Annotated in this window: 19 protein-coding genes; 5 read left to right on the forward strand and 14 right to left on the reverse strand. The window is 70.4% G+C overall.

The annotated features are described in order from the left end of the window. Positions 1–3: 3 nt before the first annotated feature. The 3 genes from HF576_RS03800 to HF576_RS03810 form a co-directional block, all read right to left on the reverse strand. Complete coding sequence (locus tag HF576_RS03800) at positions 4–1,464, reverse strand: aldehyde dehydrogenase (RefSeq protein WP_205834672.1); 1,461 nt, start codon at positions 1,462–1,464, stop codon at positions 4–6. A gap of 39 nt (positions 1,465–1,503) precedes the next feature. Continuing rightward, positions 1,504–2,862 (reverse strand): phenylacetate--CoA ligase family protein, encoded by a 1,359-nt coding sequence (locus HF576_RS03805; protein WP_168911420.1) that lies wholly within the window; start codon positions 2,860–2,862, stop codon positions 1,504–1,506. A 152-nt stretch (positions 2,863–3,014) separates the two neighbouring features. Beyond that, on the reverse strand, positions 3,015–3,800 hold the full coding sequence (locus HF576_RS03810; protein ID WP_168911421.1) for an IclR family transcriptional regulator: 786 nt from the start codon (positions 3,798–3,800) through the stop codon (positions 3,015–3,017). Positions 3,801–3,989: 189 nt separating this feature from the next. Here HF576_RS03810 and HF576_RS03815 point away from each other — a divergent pair, with 189 nt between their 5' ends. The 5 genes from HF576_RS03815 to mftD all read left to right on the forward strand — a co-directional run bounded on the left by HF576_RS03815 (position 3,990) and on the right by mftD (position 7,284). Further along, positions 3,990–4,280 carry a putative quinol monooxygenase gene (locus HF576_RS03815; RefSeq protein ID WP_168911422.1) on the forward strand — a complete coding sequence of 97 codons (291 nt, stop codon included), beginning with the start codon at positions 3,990–3,992 and terminating at the stop codon, positions 4,278–4,280. 101 nt (positions 4,281–4,381) lie between these two features. After that, positions 4,382–4,483: a mycofactocin precursor MftA gene (gene mftA, locus HF576_RS03820; RefSeq protein WP_168911423.1), complete on the forward strand. Its 102-nt coding sequence runs from the start codon at positions 4,382–4,384 to the stop codon at positions 4,481–4,483. 7 nt (positions 4,484–4,490) lie between these two features. Next, positions 4,491–4,763 carry a mycofactocin biosynthesis chaperone MftB gene (gene mftB, locus HF576_RS03825; RefSeq protein WP_168911424.1) on the forward strand — a complete coding sequence of 91 codons (273 nt, stop codon included), beginning with the start codon at positions 4,491–4,493 and terminating at the stop codon, positions 4,761–4,763. Further along, a complete protein-coding gene (mftC, locus tag HF576_RS03830) occupies positions 4,760–6,058 on the forward strand; it encodes a mycofactocin radical SAM maturase (RefSeq protein WP_168911425.1) in 1,299 nt (432 codons plus the stop codon). The genes mftB and mftC overlap by 4 nt, the downstream gene beginning before the upstream one ends. Further along, a complete protein-coding gene (gene mftD, locus HF576_RS03835; protein WP_168911426.1) occupies positions 6,058–7,284 on the forward strand; it encodes a pre-mycofactocin synthase MftD in 1,227 nt (408 codons plus the stop codon). Before mftC ends, mftD begins: the two co-directional genes overlap by 1 nt. Before the next feature lie 50 nt (positions 7,285–7,334). Here mftD and HF576_RS03840 read toward each other — a convergent pair whose 3' ends face one another. The 11 genes from HF576_RS03840 to HF576_RS03890 all read right to left on the reverse strand — a co-directional run bounded on the left by HF576_RS03840 (position 7,335) and on the right by HF576_RS03890 (position 20,086). Further along, complete coding sequence (locus tag HF576_RS03840; RefSeq protein ID WP_168911427.1) at positions 7,335–8,453, reverse strand: ABC transporter ATP-binding protein; 1,119 nt, start codon at positions 8,451–8,453, stop codon at positions 7,335–7,337. Beyond that, complete coding sequence (locus HF576_RS03845; protein ID WP_205834674.1) at positions 8,450–9,631, reverse strand: ABC transporter ATP-binding protein; 1,182 nt, start codon at positions 9,629–9,631, stop codon at positions 8,450–8,452. The genes HF576_RS03840 and HF576_RS03845 overlap by 4 nt, the downstream gene beginning before the upstream one ends. After that, positions 9,628–10,515 carry an ABC transporter permease gene (locus HF576_RS03850; protein ID WP_168911428.1) on the reverse strand — a complete coding sequence of 296 codons (888 nt, stop codon included), beginning with the start codon at positions 10,513–10,515 and terminating at the stop codon, positions 9,628–9,630. Before HF576_RS03850 ends, HF576_RS03845 begins: the two co-directional genes overlap by 4 nt. Beyond that, a complete protein-coding gene (locus tag HF576_RS03855) occupies positions 10,502–11,533 on the reverse strand; it encodes an ABC transporter permease (RefSeq protein ID WP_168911429.1) in 1,032 nt (343 codons plus the stop codon). Before HF576_RS03855 ends, HF576_RS03850 begins: the two co-directional genes overlap by 14 nt. Beyond that, positions 11,530–13,317, reverse strand: a complete 1,788-nt coding sequence (locus tag HF576_RS03860) for an ABC transporter substrate-binding protein (protein WP_168911430.1) — start codon at positions 13,315–13,317, stop codon at positions 11,530–11,532. The genes HF576_RS03855 and HF576_RS03860 overlap by 4 nt, the downstream gene beginning before the upstream one ends. A gap of 235 nt (positions 13,318–13,552) precedes the next feature. After that, positions 13,553–14,599: an amidohydrolase family protein gene (locus tag HF576_RS03865; protein ID WP_168911431.1), complete on the reverse strand. Its 1,047-nt coding sequence runs from the start codon at positions 14,597–14,599 to the stop codon at positions 13,553–13,555. Positions 14,600–14,615: 16 nt separating this feature from the next. After that, the gene (locus tag HF576_RS03870; RefSeq protein ID WP_168911432.1) at positions 14,616–15,722 is read right to left on the reverse strand and encodes a zinc-dependent alcohol dehydrogenase; all 1,107 of its coding nucleotides are present in this window, start codon (positions 15,720–15,722) and stop codon (positions 14,616–14,618) included. A 64-nt stretch (positions 15,723–15,786) separates the two neighbouring features. Continuing rightward, complete coding sequence (locus HF576_RS03875; protein ID WP_168911433.1) at positions 15,787–16,857, reverse strand: hypothetical protein; 1,071 nt, start codon at positions 16,855–16,857, stop codon at positions 15,787–15,789. Continuing rightward, positions 16,854–17,402: a UGSC family (seleno)protein gene (locus HF576_RS03880; protein WP_168911434.1), complete on the reverse strand. Its 549-nt coding sequence runs from the start codon at positions 17,400–17,402 to the stop codon at positions 16,854–16,856. Before HF576_RS03880 ends, HF576_RS03875 begins: the two co-directional genes overlap by 4 nt. A 50-nt stretch (positions 17,403–17,452) precedes the next feature. Next, the gene (locus tag HF576_RS03885) at positions 17,453–18,583 is read right to left on the reverse strand and encodes an NDMA-dependent alcohol dehydrogenase (RefSeq protein ID WP_168911435.1); all 1,131 of its coding nucleotides are present in this window, start codon (positions 18,581–18,583) and stop codon (positions 17,453–17,455) included. Between the two features lie 18 nt (positions 18,584–18,601). Then, on the reverse strand, positions 18,602–20,086 hold the full coding sequence (locus HF576_RS03890; protein ID WP_168911436.1) for an aldehyde dehydrogenase family protein: 1,485 nt from the start codon (positions 20,084–20,086) through the stop codon (positions 18,602–18,604). Between the last annotated feature and the right edge of the window lie 22 nt (positions 20,087–20,108).

Below are 20,108 nucleotides of genomic sequence, written 5' to 3' on the forward strand. Positions count from 1 at the left end.
CGGTCAGCGGTAGACGGCCTTGATCTTCACGTAGTTGGCGAGGGCCTCCGGGCCGTGCTCCCTGCCGAGCCCGGACGCCCGGTATCCGCCGAACGGCGAGCCGATGTCGGGCCGGTACCCGTTGATGCCGATCGTGCCGGTCTCGATCCGCCGCGCGACGTCGAGTGCTCTCTCATCGTCACCGCTGAACACGGCACCGCCCAGGCCGTAGACCGTGTCGTTGGCGAGATCGACCGCCTCCTGGTCGGAGCCGTACCCCAAAATCGTCACGACGGGGCCGAACACCTCCTCCTGCGCCAGTGCGTCACGCGGCTCCACGCCCGTCACGACCGTGGGTTCGTAGAAGTAGCCGTCCAGATCGGGCGCGTCGCGTCCACCGGTCACGATCCGGGCGCCGGCGGCCGCTCCCGCGTCGACCAGGGAGCGCACGCGCGAGCGGATGCGCTCGGAGACCAGCGGCCCCTGCTGCGTGGCCTCGTCGAGCGGGTCGCCCAGCACGAGTCCGCGCGCGACGTCGCCGAGACCCTCGGTGAACTCGTCCAGTCGCGCGTGCGGCACAAGCACACGCGAGAGGAGGAAGCAGGTCTGCCCGCTGTTCATGAACGACAGGCTCTGCAGCTGCGCCAAGGTCTGCGCGGCGTCGGCGTCGTCCAGCACGATCGCGGCCGACTTGCCGCCGAGCTCGAGGGTGACGGGGATGAGCCGCTCACCGCAGCGCGCGGCGATCGCCCGGCCCGCCGCGGTCGAGCCCGTGAACGCGATCTTGTCGACGCCCGGGTGGTCCACGAGGGCACGGCCGGTGTCGCGGCCGCCGGTCACGATGTTGATCACGCCCGGGGGCATGCCGATCGCGTCCGCCGCGTCGGCGAAGGCCCGCGCATCGAGAGGCGTCTCGCCCGCGGGCTTCACGACCACCGTGCAGCCGACCGCGAGCGCCGGTGCCAGCTTCGCCGAGAGCAGCGACTGCGGATAGTTCCAGGGCACGATGAGCCCGCACACGCCCACGGGCTCGTGCCGCACGACCGTGCTACCCGGGAACGAGACGTTCTCGCGGATCTCTTCCGATTCGAAGCCGCGGGCGAGACCGGCGTAGTACCGCAGGTGCGTCGCCGGCACGATTCCGCTCAGCACGCGGGACATCCCGATCGGCTGACCGTTCTGGGCGGTCACCAGAGCGGCGGTGTCCGCCCCGCGCCGCTCGAGCTCATCGGCCAGCCGCTCCAGCCACGCCGCACGTTCAGCCGGGCTGAGCCGCGGCCACGGACCGCGGTCGAACGCCGATCGTGCGGCACGCACCGCGGCGTCGACGTCAGCGGCCGAACCGTCCGGCGCGCTCCCGACGAGACCGAGGTCGTACGGGTTGCGCACCTCGAGCCGCTCCGATGTCGTGGAGGGGATCCACTCGCCACCGACGTAGAGCGAGTCCGCGCGCACCGCGGCGGCGGCGGCGATCGATGAGCTCATGGCATCCTCCTCATTCGGCGATCCGGCAGGCACCGGCCGTCATTCCGCGTCGACGTAGGTGAGAGCGTTCTTGTACTCGCCCACCGGGATGACGCCGATCGGCACAGGTTCGATCGCGATCCGCACCCGCAGCAGCTGACGGACGGCCTCTTCGGCGGCGGCCAGCTTCTCGGCCGCGCGCGACGCGTCGGTGTCGTCCCGAAGCTCGACCTGGAGCGGGAGAGGCGTGTCGAAGCGCACTTGGTCCGCCCGCTCCTTGCGGATGCGCATGGCCCCAGAGAGGTGGTCGGACGCGACATCGAGCACGACGTCTCGGATCGCCGTCGGGTACACGTTCATCGCCTTGAAGATGAGCATGTCGTCGGTGCGGCCGACGCATCGCACCGTGGGCGAGGTCCGTCCGCACGCGCATTCCACCGCGGTGACCGTGAGCTGATCGCGCGAGCGGAACCTCACGACCGCGGATGCCTCGCGCGTGAGCGTCGTATACACCGCCTCACCCGTCGCACCCGGCTCCCACGGCACGTGGGCGAGCGTCTCGGGGTCCACCAGCTCCACCAGGACGTCCGGCGCCGCGGTGAAGTGCATCCCCTGGCCGACATGGCACTCGGCCCACATGGCGGGCAGCACATCGCCCAGCCCCATGAGCTCGCTCACCCGCGTCGCGCCCCACGCGTCGAGCATCCCCTGACGGATGTGGGGGACGCCGGCGCCGGGCTCGCCGCCCGCGATGATCGTGCGCACCGAGAGTTCGGTGGCCGGGCGGCCGAGCTCGTCCTCGCAGCGCCGTGCGAAGTGGGTCACGAACGATGCCGTGCCGACGAGGACGTTCAGCTGCAGCCGCTCGAGCGACAGGGTCATGCGTGAGCTGGTCTGGCCGCCGATCCATGCGAGCGCCCCGCCCGCTGCGCGGATGCCGTCGGCGTACGGCATGCCGCCCGCCACGATCGCCATGCCCGTCGTGTGCGCCACGCGCGCGCCGGCGGCGACTCCCGCGGTCCGGTATGCGTTCGCGATGCGCGACGTCCAGCGTTCCAGATCGTTCGGTGTCAGCCCGAAGAACACCGGCGTGCCGGTCGTGCCGGACGAGCTCGTGAACTGGATCAGCTCCTCCGTCTCGACCAGCTGGAAGTCGCCGAGCGGCCGTCCGGGGCGCTGCTCGGCCTGCGCGGCGCGCAGGTCCTCCTTCATGGTCATCCGCACGTCGGAGAGGTCGGTCAGCGCCTTGATGGACGCGGGAGCGTCGCGCAGACGCGCGCGCCAGACGTCGTGAGTCCGCAGGCGGGCCAGCAGATCCGTGAACGCACCCAGTTGCGCCTGCTGGAGCCGGTCCCACGGCATGGTCTCGACCGCCGGGTCGAACAGCACCTCTGCGGGCGCGACGGTGGGGATCGTCATCGGTGGGGAACCTCCTGAGCAAGCGATGCGCGGGCCGGGGATGAGGGCCGCGCATCCCCCACTATCGGCGGCTCCGAAACGTCCCGGGGCACGACTTCCGCACTGCGGAACAGTCGTTCAGATCGGGGCCGAAGATCCGGAAGACAGGGCGATCAATCGGATGCCGGGGGCACGAGCGAGGCGGTCACCTGCGACGCGGCGGCTCGCACCAGCTCCAGGTAGTCCTCGAGGTGATGGTCCTTCAGGTTCAGCACGATGCCGACCGCGGCGACGACCCTCTCCTGGTGGTCGAAGACGGGTGCCGCGACCGCGCCGGTGTTCTCCGTCACCTGTCGCGCCGTCATGACGACCTGATGCTCGCGGATGCCGGAGAACGTTCGGCGCAGCTCGTCGGGATCGGTCGTCGTGAACCGCGTGCGCACCTCGAGCGGTCGCGCGAGGAACCCTTCCTGCACGCCCTCATCGGCGTAGGCGAGCAGCACGCGTCCGGTCGCGGTCAGGTGCAGCGGCATCCGGCCCCCGATGCGGTTCGTGCTCACCCCGCCGTGCGCGCTGCGCAGCGACTCGACGTAGACGGTGTCGAAGCCGTCGCGGATGGACAGGTGCACGACGAGCACCCGCAGCATCCGGTGCAGCCGCAGCAGCGCCGGGAGAGCTCGTTCGCGCAGCCGCAGCGCGTCGCCGGATGCCGCGGCGAGCTCGAGCACCTTGGTCCCCAGCTGGTACCCGCCGCTCTCGGCCATCTCGACGGCACCCCAGTCGAGCAGCTCGTGCATCAGGCGATGGGTGGTGGTGGTGCTCAGACCCGAGTGCCGGCTGATCTCAGCCATGCGCAGCGGAGACGGCTGAGTACGGAAGACCTCCAGGACGGCGAGCATCCGACCCGCCGCGGTGAGCCGGCCCTCGCGGGACTCATCGTCCGGAGACATCACCGTCATCCGCAGTCGCCTCCCCGCGTCCCGACGCCCCGTCACGTCGTCCGAATCGTCCTGGGAGCGACGATAACGCCGGCCGAGCCGGCTGGACAAAGACTTCCGCGGTGCGGAATGGGCGCCGGGGGTCGTGGTCGCCGTCGATAGCGTGGCCGCGATCCGCGCGCCGCGCGCGGCACAGATCCCGGAGGACTCATGCCGATCGTCGCCATCGTCGAGTTCCACATCGCCGAGGACCGGATCGGACAGGCTCGCGCGCTGTTCGGGCCGATGCTCGACCAGACGCGCGCCTTCCCCGGCGCGGAGCGCATCGACTGGCTCGTCGACCGCGACGATCCGCGGGCGTGGACGCTCTATGAGGAGTGGCGCAGCGCCGAAGACGAGCAGGCCTACCGGGACTGGCGGACGGCGGACGGCGCGGTGCCCGAACTCGCCGAAGTACTCGACGCTCGACCCGGGCTGCGCCGGTTCGCGTCGGCGGTGTGAGAGGCCGTCTCTTCGAGAGTCTTTTAATTGGCACTGGATGCCAGTAATATCTCAGCCACGCCGCGACGACGCGGTGCCGCCGCTTCAGAGAGGAAGTCACGATGGACCGCACGACCGCATCCCCCGCCCCCGAGGCCGCCGAGATCGAGTCCGAGTCGCTGGTCGAAGAAGTCTCGATCGACGGCATGTGCGGCGTCTACTGAGCCGCCGATGTCCGATCTCACGCTCCACAGCACGCTGCGCGTGCACCCTCGCGTGTCGATCCGGCCGGAGCCGTTCGGCGCGCTGCTGTATCACTTCGGCACGCGTCAGCTGTCGTTCCTGAAGTCGCCGCAGCTGCTCGCCGTCGTCGAGAACATGGACGATGCGACCGTCGGCGAAGCCCTCGCGACGGCCGGCGTCCGCGACGCCGAGATCCCCGCCTACCTGCGCGCGCTCGACACACTGCGCGCATCCGAGATGCTCGTGGAGCGTGCCGCATGACCCTGATCGCCCCCGCGCCGGCTCCACCGTCGGCCCTCGCAAGCGCGCCCCCCGTGCGGCCGAAGCGCCTCGTCGACCATTTCGAGAGCGGGCTGAACTCGCCGATCTGCCTGACGTGGGAGCTGACCTACGCGTGCAACCTGTCGTGCATCCACTGCCTGTCGGCATCCGGTCGTCGCGACCCGCGCGAGCTCACCACCGACGAGTGCAAGGCCGTCATCGACGAGCTGCAGCGCATGAAGGTCTTCTACGTCAACATCGGCGGTGGCGAGCCGACGGTCCGCTCCGACTTCTGGGAGATCGTCGACTACGCCACCAGCCACGACGTCGGAGTCAAGTTCTCGACGAACGGCGTGCGCATCACCGAGGAGATCGCCGCCAAGCTCGCGCTGAACGACTACGTCGACATCCAGATCTCCCTCGACGGCGCCACCGCCGAGGTCAACGACGCGATCCGCGGACCCGGGTCGTTCGACCTGGCGATGCGGGCGCTGGAACGGCTCTCGTCGGCCGGGATGACCCGGCTGAAGCTCTCGGTCGTGTGCACCCGCACCAACATCCCGCAGCTCGACGAGTTCAAGGCCATCGCCGACCGGTTCGGCGCGCAGCTGCGGCTGACGCGCCTGCGCCCGGCAGGACGTGGCGCCGACGTGTGGAACGAGCTGCATCCGACGCAGGAGCAGCAGCGGGAGCTGTACGACTGGCTGCTGCGCCACGGCGAGAACGTCCTCACCGGGGACTCGTTCTTCCACCTGTCGGCACTCGGCGAGACGCTGCCGGGTCTGAACCTGTGCGGCGCAGGCCGGGTGGTGTGCCTCATCGACCCGATCGGCGACGTCTACGCGTGCCCGTTCGCGATCCACGAGGAGTTCCTCGCCGGCTCCATCCGCGAGGGCGGCTTCGGCGAGGTGTGGCGGGAGTCCGAGCTGTTCGCCCGGCTGCGCTCGCCGCAGTCCGGCGGGGCATGCTCGAGCTGCCAGTTCTTCGACACGTGCAAGGGCGGCTGCATGGCGGCCAAGTTCTTCACCGGCCTGCCGCTGGACGGTCCCGACCCGGAATGCGTGCGCGGCTTCGGCGAGGAGGCTCTCGCGAGCGCGGAACGAGAGCGGCCGAAGCCCAGCGTCGACCGCTCGCATCGCACCTCGCCGCCGCGACCGCGAAACACCGGCGTGCGATCGACCGGATCCCGCGCCGTGCCGCTCACGCTCGAGCGCAGGCGACCCGTGGCCCCGCCCGTGTCGGCATGCAACACGAGCCCGGTCGCCGGGTTCGCGGCACGACTCGAGGAGCGGTGATGGCGAAGAACGAATGGTTCGAGACGGTGGCCGAGGCGCAGCGGCGCGCCAAGAGGCGCCTGCCGGCGTCGGTCTATGGCGCACTCCTCGCGGGCTCCGAGAAGGGCGTCACCTACGCCGACAACATGGCGGCCTTCAGCGAGCTCGGAATGTCGCCCCACGTCGCCGATCTGCCCGCCCGGCGGGATCTGTCGACGAGCGTGCTCGGCACCGACCTCTCGTTCCCGGTGATCATCAGCCCGACGGGAGTCCAGGCGGTGCACCCGGACGGCGAGGTCGCCGTCGCTCGTGCCGCCGCCGCCCGCGGCATCGCGATGTCGCTCAGCTCGTTCGCGAGCAAGCCCGTCGAGGAGGTCGCCGCAGCCGGTGCGCCACTGCATTACCAGGTGTACTGGCAGGGCGGCCGTGAGACGATCGCGCGCCGGCTCGAGCGCGCCCGGGCAGCAGGTGCGCGCGCCATCATCGTCACGCTGGACTGGTCGTTCTCGAACGGGCGCGACTGGGGCAGCCCTCGCATCCCCGAGCGGATCACGCTGAAGACGATGGTCGAGTACATCCCCGCCGCGATCACGCGGCCGGGCTGGGCGTATCGCTTCTTGCGCCAGGGCATCCCCGATCTGTCCGCCCCCAACCTGGTCGTCGGCGACGAGCCGGCGCCGACGTTCTTCGGTGCGTACGGCGAGTGGATGAGCACTCCCCCGCCGACCTGGGAGGACCTCGCGTGGCTGCGCGCGCAGTGGGACGGCCCGATGATGCTCAAGGGCATCACCCGGCTGGACGACGCACGCCGCGCGGTCGACGTCGGCATGAGCGCGATCTCGGTCTCGAACCACGGCGGGAACAACCTCGACTCCACCCCGGCTTCCATCCGTCTGCTCCCCGACATCGTCGACGCCGTCGGCTCGGACGTCGAGGTGCTGCTGGATGGCGGCATCCGTCGCGGCGGTGATGTCGCCAAGGCCCTCGCCCTGGGCGCGAAGGCCGTGCTGATCGGCCGGGCCTATCTGTGGGGGCTCGCCGCGAACGGGCAGGCCGGCGTCGAGAATGTGCTCGACATCCTGCGATCGGGTCTCGACTCGGCGGTCTACGGCCTGGGCCGATCGAGCGTGCACGAGCTCCGGCGCTCCGACCTCTGGATACCGCCGGACTTCCGGCGCCGCCTCGGCGACGACGTCGATCCGGCGGAGAGTCCCCAGGCGGTGCTCGCCGCCAGCGGCACACGCTGACAGCGCACGAAGAGAGAGGGGATGCCGCGGCATCCCCTCTCTCTTCGGTCTCAGCGGGTCGTGACCGGCGTCGCCACGGTGTCCGTCTGCGGCGTCGAGCGGATCGAGGCACGCAGTGCGTCCTCAGATGCGACGACGGGGGCCTCGAGCGGAAAGTGGCACGCCGCGAAGTGACCGGGGTCGTGCTCGGTGAGGGCGGGCGTCTCGGCCGCGCACAGCTCCTGCGCGCGGGGGCAGCGCGTGCGGAACCGGCAGCCGCTCGGCGGCGCGAGCGGTGACGGCGGCTCGCCGGTGAGCGGGACCGGCCGCCGGGCGATGCCCGTCTCGGGATCCAGGCCCGGGATCGAGTCGAGCAGCGCTTTGGTATACGGATGCCGGGGCGCTCGGTACACCGACTCGGCCGGTCCGATCTCGGCGAGCTGGCCGAGGTGCATCACGGCCACCTGGTCGCTGATCTGACGAACCGTGGCGAGATCATGGGCGATGAACAGGTACGACAGTCCGAGCTCGGATCGCAGCTTCTCGAAGAGGTTGAGCACCTGCGCCTGGATCAGCACGTCCAGCGATGAGATCGCCTCGTCGCAGATGATCAGCGCGGGGTTCAGCGCGATGGCCCGGGCGATCGCGACGCGCTGCGCCTGCCCGCCCGAGAGCTCGAGCGGTCGACGTCGCAGATACACGTCGGGCTCGAGGCCGACCAGATCCAGCAGCTCGCGCACACGGGCGCGCCGCGCCTGCCGCGACATCGACGTGTGCCCGAGCAGCGGCTCGGCCACCACGTCCTCGACGCGCCAGCGCGGATTGAGCGACCCGAACGGATCCTGGTAGACCATCTGGATCTGCGCGTGCGCGCGGCGCAGGTCGCGCTTGCCGATGCCGACGATGTTGCGCCCCTGGAAGTACACATCGCCCGACTTCGGCTTCTCGACCTGGATGATCGCGCGGGCGAGCGTGGACTTGCCCGACCCGGTCTCGCCGACGATCCCGAGGGTCTGACCGACGCCGAGTTCGAACGAGATATCCGACACGGCGTGCACGACGCCGGCCTTGACGCCGCCCGGTCCCCTGCTGACGTACTCCTGGACGAGGTGGCGCACCGACAGCAGTGCGTCGCCGTGCTGTGCCACCGCGATCGCGGTCTCGGGGGTCGCGGTCTGCGCGGCGCTCATGCCTGCTCCCTCTTGGTCGGAACGCGGTCCTCGCTGGGAATGACCCCTGCCGTGAGCAGCGTCGGCGGTGCGGCCACATGGCCCTCGGTGCGCAGCTGCTCGGCATCGTCCAGCTCGACGTCCTCGGCGGGCACGCCGTCGGCGGGCGTCTCCAGCTCGACCCCCGGCATCACCGGGTGCCAGCACGCGTAACGGTGACCGGGTTCGTGCTCGTCCAACGGCGGCCGTTCGGCGCATCGCGCCGTCGCGCGCGGGCAGCGCGGCGCGAACGCACAGCCCGGAGGCAGCGCCGACAGGTCGGGCGGGTGTCCGCCGATCACGGTGAGCATGGAGTGCGGGGGCGTCGTGAGCTGCGGGATCGCTCCGAGCAGCGCCTTGGTGTACGGCATCCGGACGTTGCGGAACAGCGTGTCGGTCGCGGCGTGCTCCACAGCGCGCCCGCCGTACATCACCAGCACCTCGTCGGCATAGCTGGCCGCGAGGCCGAGGTCGTGGCTGATCATGATGACCGCCGTGCCCAGCCGGTCCTGCAGGTCGACCAGCAGCTCCATGATCTGCGCCTGCGTCGTGACATCCAGGGCGGTGGTCGCCTCGTCGGCGATCAGCACCTTCGGGTTGGACGCCAGCGCGATCGCGATCATGACGCGCTGCCGCATGCCGCCCGACAGCTGGTGCGGGTACTCGTGGAACCGCCGCTCGGCGGCGGGGAGCCGCACCAGCTTGAGCAGCTCGACGGCGCGCGCCGCGGCGGCCTTGCGGTCGATCGTGCTCTTCGTGCGGATCGCCTCGGTGATCTGTGCGCCGACGCTCATCGTGGGGTTGAGCGAGCGTGCCGGGTCCTGGAAGACCATCGCGATCTCGTCGCCGCGGATGCGCCGCATCTCCTTCTCGCTCATGCCCACCAGCTCGGTGCCCGCCAGCCGTGCCGAGCCGGCGATGAAGGCGCTCGGCGGCAGCAGGCCCATGAGGGCGCGCACGCTGACCGACTTGCCCGAGCCGGACTCGCCGATGATCGCGAGCATGCGGCCGGCGTACAGCCGGTACGACAGCCCGTTGACGGCATGGATGCGGCGCCCCGCACGTGAGAACGTCACGCGCAGGTCGTCGACCTCGAGCACGACCCGCCGGTCGTCCGTGCCGGTCGTGGTGTCGGCATCCATTCGCTCTGCCAGCTTCATCGCCCGCTCATCTCGTCTCGGACGTTCTCTCCCAGGAGGTTGAACGCCAGCACGGTCACCAGCAGCGCGAGACTCGGCCACAGCACCAGCAGCGGCGTCGCCGAGAGCGACTGCTGGCCCTCGTAGATCATGTTTCCCCAGCTCGGACTGGGCGCCGGGATGCCCATCCCGAGGAAGCTCAGCGCACCCTCGGTGACGATGACGATGCCCATGCCCAGCAGCGCGAAGTTGAGCATCTGCGGCGTGATGTTGGGCGCGATGTGACGCAGCAGCACGCGCCACCACGGACTGCCGCTGAGGCTCGCCGCCTGTACGAACGGCATGTTCACCACGCGGAGCGTCGCGGAGCGCGCGATGCGGGCGACGGCCGGGATGCTGAACGCCAGGAGTGCCAGCACCGTGTTGGGGAGGCTGGGTCCGAGCACCTGCGCGATCGCGATCGTCAGGACGAGCGACGGGAACGCGATGAGCACATCCAGCCCGCGCATGATCCACGTGTCGGCTCGCCCGCCGAGGTATCCCGAGAGCGCCCCGACGAGGCCGCCGATCAGCAGCCCGATGACGTTCGTCGCGATGGCGACCGTGAGCGAGGCCTGCCCGCCGTAGATCAGCCTCGAGAGGACGTCATTGCCGTTGATGTCGGTCCCGAGCGGATGACCGGGCGAGCCCGGCGGGAGGCTGCTCTCCAGGACGCTCCCTCCGACGGGCGCGGGCAGCGGCAGCACATACGGGCCGACGAAGCACGTCAGCAGCAGCAGCACGACGAATCCCGCCGGCAGCCACACCACCAGCCGACGGCGCCATCGCGCCCAGACGATGCTCCGGTCGACGACGTCGATCGGGGTGAGAGCGGCGGCGGTGGTCGCCGCGTCAGCGACTGCCATAGCGGATCCTCGGGTCGAGTACGGCGTACATCACGTCGACGAACAGGTTGGCGAACACGGCGACCGCCGCGAAGATGAAGACGCAGGCCTGCACGACGGCGATGTCCTGCGAGCCGACGCCCTGCAGCATCATGACTCCCAGGCCCGGCATCGAGAAGATCTGCTCGACGATCACCGTGCCGCCGATGAGTCCCCCGACGTTGAGTCCGACGAGCGTCAGCAGTCCGAACGACGAGTTGCGGAAGGCGTGCGACCACAGCACCTTCCACGGGCCCACGCCCTTGGCGCGCGCCGTCTCGACGTAGTCGGCGGAGTTCATCTGCTCGACGAGGTCGCCCCGCAGGAAGCGCGCGTAGAAGCAGGCGATCGGAAGACCCAGCGCCAGCACCGGGAGGGTGACCGAGCGCAGATTGCCGGGGAGATCCTCCTGGATCGGGACGTAGCCGATCGCCGGGAGCACCCGCAGGCTGACGGCGAACACCAGCACGAGCAGCAGCGCCATCACGTAGTTGGGCACGGCGAGGAGCGTCATCGAGATCACCATCACGATGCGGTCGAAGATCCCGCCGGGGCGCCGGGCTGCCATGAGGGCGACCGGCACCGAGATCGCCAGCGAGAGGATGAACGCGAACGCCACCAGCTCGACCGTGACCGGCATCCGCTCGTCGAGCATGGAGGCCACGGTCTGCCCGCTCACGGTCGAGCGGCCGAGGTTGCCGGTGACGAAGCCGCCGAGCCACGTGAGATACCGCTCGACCGGCGGGCGGTCCAGCCCCAGCTGCTCGCGGACCGCCTCGACCTCGGCCTCGGTGGCATCCATTCCCGCCATGTTCCGCGCGGGATCGCCGGGCATCGCCTCCATGAGGGCGAACGTGAGCACGCTGACCGCGAGCAGCAGCGGGATGGCGATGAGGACGCGCCGCACCACCAGCCGGACCAGCGGCGAGCCGGCCACCCGGCCGAGAAGCCCGCGGGGCTTCTCGGCGCGGATGGACGTCGTCTCGACGGTGGCTGTCATTGGCCGCCCTCGACCCACACGCGGTCGTACAGCACGCCGCTGTTGACCGCGAGCGCGGGGATGGGGGTGGTCAGACCGGGCCCGTGCACGCCCTTGCGGACGACCTGAGCGGGTGAGAACGCCATGCCGAACGGTGCGTACGCCTCGTCGGAGATGTACTTCGCCACGGCGTCGTACGCCTCCTTGCGCTCCGCCTCGTCGGTGGTCGCGACCGCCGCCTGGAGGAGATCGTCGAGCTCGGTGGTGAGACCCTGGGCGAGGGCATCCGTCGCCGTCGCAGCGCCTTCGGGCAGCGGCGTTCCGCTGAACGGCGAGGTCGATCCGAACCGCACCGCGACGCCGATGCCGACCGACGGATCCCACGCACCCGCCGTCTGCAGCAGCGCCTGCCAGTCGCCGGCGATGAACCGCGTGATGACGTCGCCGAGCGGCTCGGCGCTGATCTCGACGTCGATGCCCGCCTCCTGCCACTGCGTCTGCAGCGCCGTGGTCACCGAGCGCGCCGTCACGATGTCCGTCGTTCCCAGCTGCACCGTGAGCCCGCCCATCTCGTCGACGAGCTCCTTCGCCTTCTCGGGGTCGTACTCGCGGTACCCCTCGACGTCGGGGTTGTAGAACAGACCCCCCGATGCCGTGAAGGACTGGCTCATGTCGCCCTCGTCCTGGAACAGTCCCTTGTTGATGGCGGCGAAGTCCGTCGCGTAGTAGATCGCCTCGCGAGCCCGCTTGTCGTCGAACGGCGCGGTGCGGGTGTTGAGCTGGATGACGTAGGGCGAGGTGGGCGGCGACAGCAGCACGTTCACATCGGGGTTGCCCTGCGCCTGCTGGATCAGCGTGACGGCGCTGAGGCCCTCGACCACGTCGCCCTGTCCGGCCAGCAGCGTCTGGTAGGCGACCTGGTCGCCCGCCACGGACTGGAAGGTCAGCGCGTCGAGGTACGGAAGTCCGTCCTTGAAGTACTCCGGGTTCTTCGACAGCTCGAGTCGCTCGCTGAGCTTGTTGCTCTCGATGATGAAGGGACCCGCCGCGACCGGAGTCTGCTTGAAGGCCTCGCCGCCGAGCTCCGCGTACGCGGTGGGCGATGCGATGAGGTTGAAGCTCGACGTGGGGAATCCGTTGACGAGCGAGCCGTTGACGGTCGCCAGCTGCAGCTCGACGGTGAGGTCGTCGACCGCGCGGATCGCACCCAGCTGCTGCTGGACCGCGGCCTGGTCGACATCCGCGGGAAGCGCGGCCCACAGGCTCGTCATGAAGTCCTCGCTCAGCTGCGGCGCCGGGAGGGTCAGATCGAGGTCGATGCGGGGTGCGCCGGTGCTGCCCGAGTTGAGGGCGCGGATCCAGTTCCACACCACCGCCTCGGCGTTCAGCGGCGTCCCGTCCGAGAAGGTGATTCCGCCGCGCAGCGTGACCGTCAGCGTCAGCTCGTCGTCGCTCCACGCGTAGCTCTCGGCCTGGTTCGGCTCGATGCGGGCGTTGCTGCCGTCCTCGTCCGCTTCGAGCGTGAACAGCCCGCCGAAGATGGCCGAGTTCTGCGGCAGGTTCGCGCCGGTGGTGTTGCTGGTGGCCGGGTCGAGGCCGGTGGCCCACCCGCCTGCGAAGCCGGCGTCCACCAGGACCGTGAGGTCTCCCCCGGCCTGCGGCTCGCCGCCTCCGTCGACCGATCCGCTGTCGGGATCGGCTCCGCCCGCGCCGCATGCGGTCGCCCACACGCTCATGCTCGCGACGACCGCGAGCACCCCGATCAGCCGCGCTGCTGACCGTGCGCCTTTCGCACTTCTCTTCATGTGATGCTCCCTGATCGTGGACCGGTGTGCGGTTCGGCGAGTGGGTCTGCCATGACCGCTATGCCCTCGGGCGACCGGACTTGGTGGGAGTCTTCCCGACGGGATGGGCCCGATCCATGCGACTTCCACCCGACGAAAGAGACCCCGGGGCCGGCGGCGTGAGCGCCCGCACGACACCGTGCGGCGGGCACGCCGAAGCGCCCCGGCGCTCGTGACGCCGGGGCGCTGCGGTGGGTCAGCGGGCGCCCGTGCGAGCGGCTCCCGCCGCGACCGTCGCGCTGCCGAGGTCGCCTCGACCGAGCCAGCGGAAGACGTTGCGGTGACTGATGTCCGCCCACTCGTCATCGGGCAGCTGCATGTCGCGCAGCGTCTTGGCTCCCGGCTCCTCGCGGAGCATCGCGGGGAAGTCCGAGCCGACCAGCAGCCGGTCGGCCCCGAGGAGGTCGATGAGGTAGCGGATCGTGCGCCGGTCGAACACCATCGCGTCGTAGTAGAACCGCCGCGCGTACTCCAGCGGCGACGGCCCGTCGTCGGGCATGACCGCGCGCTCGCGGTCAGGCGGCTCCTCGTTCCAGGATCCGCCCCAGAAGTAGTTGGCGCGGGGCAGCATCATGGCAAGGCCTCCGGCTGCGTGGCTGAACGAGATGCGCAGGTCGGGGCACGCCGCGGCGGTGCCGCCGAGGATGAGGGATGCCGCGGCGAACATGCCCTCGATCCCCACGACATAGGTTCCCATCGCCGACATCGGCAGCCGGTCCATCGGCGAGGGCATCGCGTGCACGAACACCGGGAAGTCCAGGCGCTGCGCCTCCTGGAAGAACGGCAGGAACTTCTCGTCCCCGATCGAGCTGCCGAGGATGTTCGAGGCGATCTCGACGCCCGCGAGACCCTGCTCCTTCATGGCGGCCAGCTCCGCGGTCGCGGCATCCGGATCCTGCATCGGAACCATGCCGAGCGCCACGATCCGCTCCGGTGCGTGGCTGCTCAGTTCGGCCGCGAAGTCGTTGACGTGACGCGCAAGGGCGAGACCGTCGGCGGCGGGCAGGTCGTAGCGCAGCAGTGGCGGCATGGGGCTGACGACCTCGGCGTCGATGTCGGAGGCATCCATCGCCTCGACGCGGCGCTCCGCCTCGAAGAAGACCTCCTTCGCGGGGAACCTCATCTTGCCGAAGACCAGCAGGCGGTCGGTCGAGTCCTCGATGGGCTCCATGTGAGGGAAGCAGGACGGGGCGTCTGCCGGATAGTCCTTGGGCAGCAGGTGCGCGTGGGCGTCGACGATCACGTTGGGCGTCCTCCGGTCAGGCGAAGCTCGGATGCACCGAGACGTGGATGGCGGTCTTGTCGTCGGTCTCGCCGGCGAGCGTCTCGATCGCGACGCCCACCTCGTCGAGCCCGAACGTGTGCGTGTGAAGCTTCTCGAGGGGGAAGCGGCCCGACTCCAGGAGGGCGATGGCCTTCTTGTTGGCGGTGGAGTCGACCCCGAACGCGCCCTTGATGGTGAGAGCCCGATTGATGATGAGGTCGGTCGTGATGGGGATCTCGCGGTGCCCTTTGAGTCCCGCCAGCACGACGCGGCCGCCGTGGCGCGTCGCGAGCATGGCATCGGTGATGGGCTTCGCGGCCATCGGCGTCACTTCGAGGGCGACGTCGACCCCGCGCCCGTCGGTGAGATCGTGGACCGCTGCGGCGACGTCGACGGGATCGTCGCCGTCGACGACGAACGTGTGGTCGGCACCGAGCTCTCGCGCCGCGGCGAGCTTGTGCGCGTCGCTCTCGAGGCCCGTCACGAACACCTGGGAGGCGCCTGCGGCCTTGGCCGCGATGACGGCGGCGAGGCCCCGCTGCCCTGCGCCCAGCACCAGGAGCGAATCGCCCAGGCCGACCTCGCCCAGATCGACGGCCCAGCGCACACCCGCGCCGAGCGGGTTGTACATCGCGGCGATCTCCACCGGCAGCGTCTTGTCGATCTTGTGCAGCACCGTGTTGGGAGAGAGGTAGAGGTATTCGGCGAATCCGCCCCACAGGCTCGGCTCGACATCGATGCCGGTGACGCCGTGCCCGTACTTGCGGAACCGGCACGCCTGGTACCTGCCGCTGAGGCAGTCGTGGCAGGCACGGCACGGCACGATGACCTCGAGCGCGACGCGATCGCCGACCTGCACGCCCCACCGCTCGGCCGCCCGTTCGCCGAGCTCCTCGATGATCCCCATGGGCTCGTGGCCAGGGATGAACGGATCGCGGTTCGTGCCGATGTGACCGCGATAGATCTCGATGTCACTGCCGCAGATGCCGTTGGCCTCCACGCGCAGCAGGCCGTCGTCGGCGCCCACTCTCGGTCGCGCGAACTCGCGCATCTCGATCGCTCGCGGTCCGGTCTGGACCGCGGCACGCACCATCTGGGTCATCTGCGACTCGCCTTCGTTGGGTGTTCGGCCGGCATGCGGCCCTGACATGGGGTGCGAGAGCGGCTCATGCGGCATCCGCCGGCGCGGCGGCCACGATCGGCACGGCGGTGCCCGACCAGTCGGCGAAGAACCGCACGACCATCGAGATGCCCGCAGTGCGCGATCCCGCGACCGCGACGAGGATGCTCGATTCCGCGCCCTCGGGGATCGTGCGCTGGAACCGGTCGCCGGGGGTGCCGTCGCCCGGCCTGCGCACGCCCTTCTCGGCGTAGTCCTTGCCGGCGCGAGCCAGCGCCTCGGTCGAGCGGCCCGAGTGCTCCGCCAGCCAGCGCTGCACATCCGACCGGCTGTAGCCGGCACCGGCGAGCAGGTCGGCGTGCTCGGGGCACAGCACCACTCCTACGCCGGCGTGCTGGAAGATCCACGAGCCGGAGCGCCCGATCGTGTCGGCGAAGTCTCCGAGGAGCTGTTCGGGGTCACTGGTGTGCCGGTTGTCGACGTACTCGCATGTGCGCAGCAGCGTGGCGGTCACGGCATCCCCGGCGATTCCCAGCTCGGCGGCGAGCGGCGGCCACGGGCTGTCCTCCTCGTTCTCGCCGAAGCAGATCGACCATCGCCCCGGCAGTCCCTGCGTCGCCTGCTCCAGCTCGTGAGGCACGACTCCGAACGCGTTGCGGACGATGAGTCCGATCGCCCGCGCGACCGTGGCGTTCGGACGGAACCCGGGGCCGAACACGCCGCCGGTGCTGTTGAACCCGAGGCGCTCGCGGACCGGGCCGTTCAGGATGATGAGGGGCGCCGGGCCGCTCGTGGACTGCCATCCGCCGCCCTTCGCCGCCCGTTCGCGCATGAGCGCCTCCCACGCCGCCAGCACCACCGGGAAGTACTCCGGCCGGCATCCCGCCATCGCCGCGTTGATCGCGGCGAGCTCCACGGTGACCGTCCGGTCGACCTGCGGCATATGGCCGATGATCTCGTCCGCGGGTCGTCCCGCGGCCTCCAGGAACCGGTCGACGAGCGGACGCGTCGCCGGCACGAGAGGCAGCCCGTCGCTCCAGCCCTGCTCGTAGCAGTGCTCGATCGCCCGCTGCGCGGCGTCGGCGTCGAGCTCGGCCTCGACGGCCGGGGCGCTCATCGGCCGCTCCCCACGAGCGATCCGACGACCTCGGGCAGCAGCATCCGGGCCCTGCTCTTCACCTGTTCCGGATCGAGCACCGCCATCGGATGCTCGGTCGTGATCCACTCGTAGTCCGGCGCGCCCTGGACGCGCGCCATGGTGCGGCCCGTCGTGAGGAAGGCGTCGGTCAGCACCACGGCAGCCGGGATGCCCGCGCGCTCGAAGTTGATCCCGTCCGCGACGGCCGCCGCGCTGCACGAGCCGCAGTCCCCGACGCCGGTGATCACGACGTCGCAGGCCTCGCGATACCGCGAGACGATGTCGTCACCGACCGGCACCGAGAAGCTGGCCTTGGTCTCGACGATGGACACGTCGGCGGCGCCGTGCTCCGACACCAGCAGCCGCCCGACTTCGGTGAGAAAGAGCATCGCGTTGTGCTTGGTGTTGTCGAGCAGGCCGACGCGCGCACCGCGCAGGTCGGCGCGCCGCGGTGCGAGACCGCTGAGCGAGACCGCGTCGGTGGCCGTGGCGCGACCGGTCGGATCGAGGATGGCGTGGGACATCGAGGACTCCTTCAGTGGCAGCGATGCGCGGGACGGGCGGATGCCTCGGCTCAGGCCAGCGCGGGATCGTGGACGATGACGCCCCGGATGTTGCGACCGGCGACGAGGTCGTCGTAGGCCTCGTTCACCTGGTCGAGCGAGTAGGTACGGCTGACGAGCTCGTCGAGCTTCAGGTCTCCGGAGTCGTACAGCCGCAGCAGGCGCGGGATGTCGTACAGCGGGTTGCAGTCGCCGAAGAGCGCGCCGCGGATCTGCCGCTGGTAGCCGATCAGCATGCCGGCGTGCACGTGCACGGCCTTCTCGGTGAGGTGGCCGACGGCCGTGATGGTGACCTTGCCGCCCTTGCCCGTCATCATGACCGCGGCGTTGACCATCTCCTCCGTGACGGCGTTGGGCGTCATGATGGCGTGGTCGGCGAGCTGCCCCCACGTGGTGGAGACGACGAAGTCGTGCGCCTCCTGCGCGGTCGCGAACGTCTGCGTGGCGCCGAACGTGAGCGCGCTCTCGCGCTTGAACTCGACGGGGTCGACGACGATGACGTCCTTGGCCCCGGCGAATCGGGCGCCCTGCACCGCGTTGCTGCCGACGCCGCCCGCCCCGAAGATCACCACGGTGTCGCCGGCCCTCACGCCGGCGGCGTAGACCGCCGACCCCCAGCCGGTGGGCACGCCGCAGCCGACCAGCGACGCGACGGTGAAGGGGATGTGCCCCGGCAGCGGCACGACGGCCCACTCCGACACGACGGCGTACTCCGAGAACGTGCCCAGCGAGCAGAACCCGCCGTAGTCCTCGCCGTCGCGGTGGAACCGGTAGGTGCCGTCGAGGAACATTCCGGTCCCGGCGTTGAGGCCCTTGACGCACATGTTCTGGTGTCCGGTGGAGCACGGGCGGCACGCGCCGCACGCGGGGATGTACGACAGCACGACCCGGTCGCCCGGCTTCACCCGGCGCACGTTCGGTCCGACCGACTCGACGATGCCGGCGCCTTCGTGGCCGCCCACGATCGGAAAGCGCACCGGTGCGTCGCCCTCGGTGATGTGGTGGTCCGAATGGCACAGGCCCGAGGCCACGAGGCGGACGCGGACCTCGTGCTCCTTCGGGTCGTCGAGCTGCAGTTCGGTGAGCTCCCACTCCTCGTGGGGGCTGTGGGCGACGGCCGCGCGTGTGGTGATGGTTGCCATGGCTGAACTGCCTGTCTCTCAGCGCGCCGGCGTCGCGGGACGCATCGACACGGTCTTGACCTGGGTCCACTCGAGCACCGAGTCGGCGCCCATGGTGCGGCCGAAGCCGCTCGACTTGTAGCCGCCGAACGGGCCGCCGATGACAGCGGCGCCGAGAGCGTTGTTGACCGCGACCTGCCCGGCCTGCAGCGCCCTGCTCATGCGGATGGCGGTTCCCACATCGCTGGTCCACACGGAGGCGACCAGACCGTAGTCGGTGCCGTTGGCGACCTCGATCGCCTCGCGCTCGTCGTCGACGGCGATGACCGAGAGCACCGGCCCGAAGATCTCCTCCCGAGCGATCTTCATGTCGGGTGACACCCCGTCGAACAGGGTCGGCTCGACGAAGAAGCCGTCACCGTAGTCGCCGCCGCGCGGGACGCCTCCCCCGGTGACCAGGTCGGCGCCGGCATCCTTGCCCGCCTCGATGTAGCCGAGAACGCGATCGTGCTGCTTCTCGTTGATGAGGGGCCCCATGTTGACCGGCTGATGCCACGGACCGACCGTGATCTTCTGCATCTGCGTCGCCAAGCGCTCGACGAGCTCGTCGTGGACGCTGCGCAGCACGACGACGCGCGAGCCGGCGGCGCAGATCTGGCCGGTGTTGAGTGTGATGCCCGAGACCATGGCCGGCACGGCCACGTCGAGGTCGGCGTCCGGGAACACCACCTGTGGCGATTTGCCACCCAGCTCGAGGTGCAGCGGTGTGAGGTTCTTCGCGCACGCGGCCATGATGAGCGAGCCGGTGAACGGCGAGCCGGTGAAGCCCATGCGCCGGATCCGCGGGTGTGCGGGCAGCGCCGCGCCCGCCTCGTGGCCATAGCCGGTGACGACGTTGATGACGCCTGCGGGGATGCCGGCGTCGATCGACAGCTTCGCCAGCGCGAGCGGCGTGAGCGGTGCGTCCTCGGCGGGCTTCATGACGATCGTGTTGCCCGCCGCGATGGCGGCGCCCACCTCGGTCACGAACATCGGACCGGGCGCGTTCCACGGGATGATGGCCCCGACCACGCCATAGGGCTCGCGCAGCGTGAACCCGAGAGCATCCGGCGAGTAGGTCGGGAGCGACACGCCCTGCACCTTGTCGGCCTGACCGGCGATGAAGCGCAGCTGGCCCGCCATCGGCGGCGGCCCCCAGTGCGGGCGCCCGACCTCTTGCGACTCGAGCTGGTCGATCTCGGCGGAGTGCTCCTCGATGAGGGCGGCCCAGCGGAACAGCAGTGCGGCTCGTGCGGTCGCGTTCAGATCGCGCCACGCGGGAAACGCGCGCTCCGCGGCCTCGACCGCCGCGTCGATGTCGCTCGCGTCGCTGCGGGGAACCGACGCGAGGCGCTCGCGGTTGGCCGGGTTGATGACATCGAGCGTGCGCCCGGTGCGGGAAGGCACCCATTCGCCGCCGATGAGCTGCGCGCCGTCGACCACGAGGGATTCGGCGAGGGTCGGGTTCGGAGTGGTGAGCGTCATGACTTCGTCCTCTGCGATCGGA

It is taken from the genome of Microbacterium salsuginis (assembly GCF_012524205.1).
In the GTDB taxonomy this organism is placed as follows: domain Bacteria; phylum Actinomycetota; class Actinomycetes; order Actinomycetales; family Microbacteriaceae; genus Microbacterium; species Microbacterium salsuginis.

What these genes read in the sequence shown, in the direction of transcription:
- HF576_RS03800 (WP_205834672.1), bottom strand. Translation starts at nt 1,464, where the DNA reads ATGAGCTCATCGATCGCCGCCGCCGCCGCGGTGCGCGCGGACTCGCTC.
- HF576_RS03805 (WP_168911420.1), bottom strand. Translation starts at nt 2,862, where the DNA reads ATGACGATCCCCACCGTCGCGCCCGCAGAGGTGCTGTTCGACCCGGCG.
- HF576_RS03810 (WP_168911421.1), bottom strand. Translation starts at nt 3,800, where the DNA reads ATGACGGTGATGTCTCCGGACGATGAGTCCCGCGAGGGCCGGCTCACC.
- HF576_RS03815 (WP_168911422.1), top strand. Translation starts at nt 3,990, where the DNA reads ATGCCGATCGTCGCCATCGTCGAGTTCCACATCGCCGAGGACCGGATC.
- mftA (WP_168911423.1), top strand. Translation starts at nt 4,382, where the DNA reads ATGGACCGCACGACCGCATCCCCCGCCCCCGAGGCCGCCGAGATCGAG.
- mftB (WP_168911424.1), top strand. Translation starts at nt 4,491, where the DNA reads ATGTCCGATCTCACGCTCCACAGCACGCTGCGCGTGCACCCTCGCGTG.
- mftC (WP_168911425.1), top strand. Translation starts at nt 4,760, where the DNA reads ATGACCCTGATCGCCCCCGCGCCGGCTCCACCGTCGGCCCTCGCAAGC.
- mftD (WP_168911426.1), top strand. Translation starts at nt 6,058, where the DNA reads ATGGCGAAGAACGAATGGTTCGAGACGGTGGCCGAGGCGCAGCGGCGC.
- HF576_RS03840 (WP_168911427.1), bottom strand. Translation starts at nt 8,453, where the DNA reads ATGAGCGCCGCGCAGACCGCGACCCCCGAGACCGCGATCGCGGTGGCA.
- HF576_RS03845 (WP_205834674.1), bottom strand. Translation starts at nt 9,631, where the DNA reads ATGAAGCTGGCAGAGCGAATGGATGCCGACACCACGACCGGCACGGAC.
- HF576_RS03850 (WP_168911428.1), bottom strand. Translation starts at nt 10,515, where the DNA reads ATGGCAGTCGCTGACGCGGCGACCACCGCCGCCGCTCTCACCCCGATC.
- HF576_RS03855 (WP_168911429.1), bottom strand. Translation starts at nt 11,533, where the DNA reads ATGACAGCCACCGTCGAGACGACGTCCATCCGCGCCGAGAAGCCCCGC.
- HF576_RS03860 (WP_168911430.1), bottom strand. Translation starts at nt 13,317, where the DNA reads ATGAAGAGAAGTGCGAAAGGCGCACGGTCAGCAGCGCGGCTGATCGGG.
- HF576_RS03870 (WP_168911432.1), bottom strand. Translation starts at nt 15,722, where the DNA reads ATGACCCAGATGGTGCGTGCCGCGGTCCAGACCGGACCGCGAGCGATC.
- HF576_RS03875 (WP_168911433.1), bottom strand. Translation starts at nt 16,857, where the DNA reads ATGAGCGCCCCGGCCGTCGAGGCCGAGCTCGACGCCGACGCCGCGCAG.
- HF576_RS03880 (WP_168911434.1), bottom strand. Translation starts at nt 17,402, where the DNA reads ATGTCCCACGCCATCCTCGATCCGACCGGTCGCGCCACGGCCACCGAC.
- HF576_RS03885 (WP_168911435.1), bottom strand. Translation starts at nt 18,583, where the DNA reads ATGGCAACCATCACCACACGCGCGGCCGTCGCCCACAGCCCCCACGAG.
- HF576_RS03890 (WP_168911436.1), bottom strand. Translation starts at nt 20,086, where the DNA reads ATGACGCTCACCACTCCGAACCCGACCCTCGCCGAATCCCTCGTGGTC.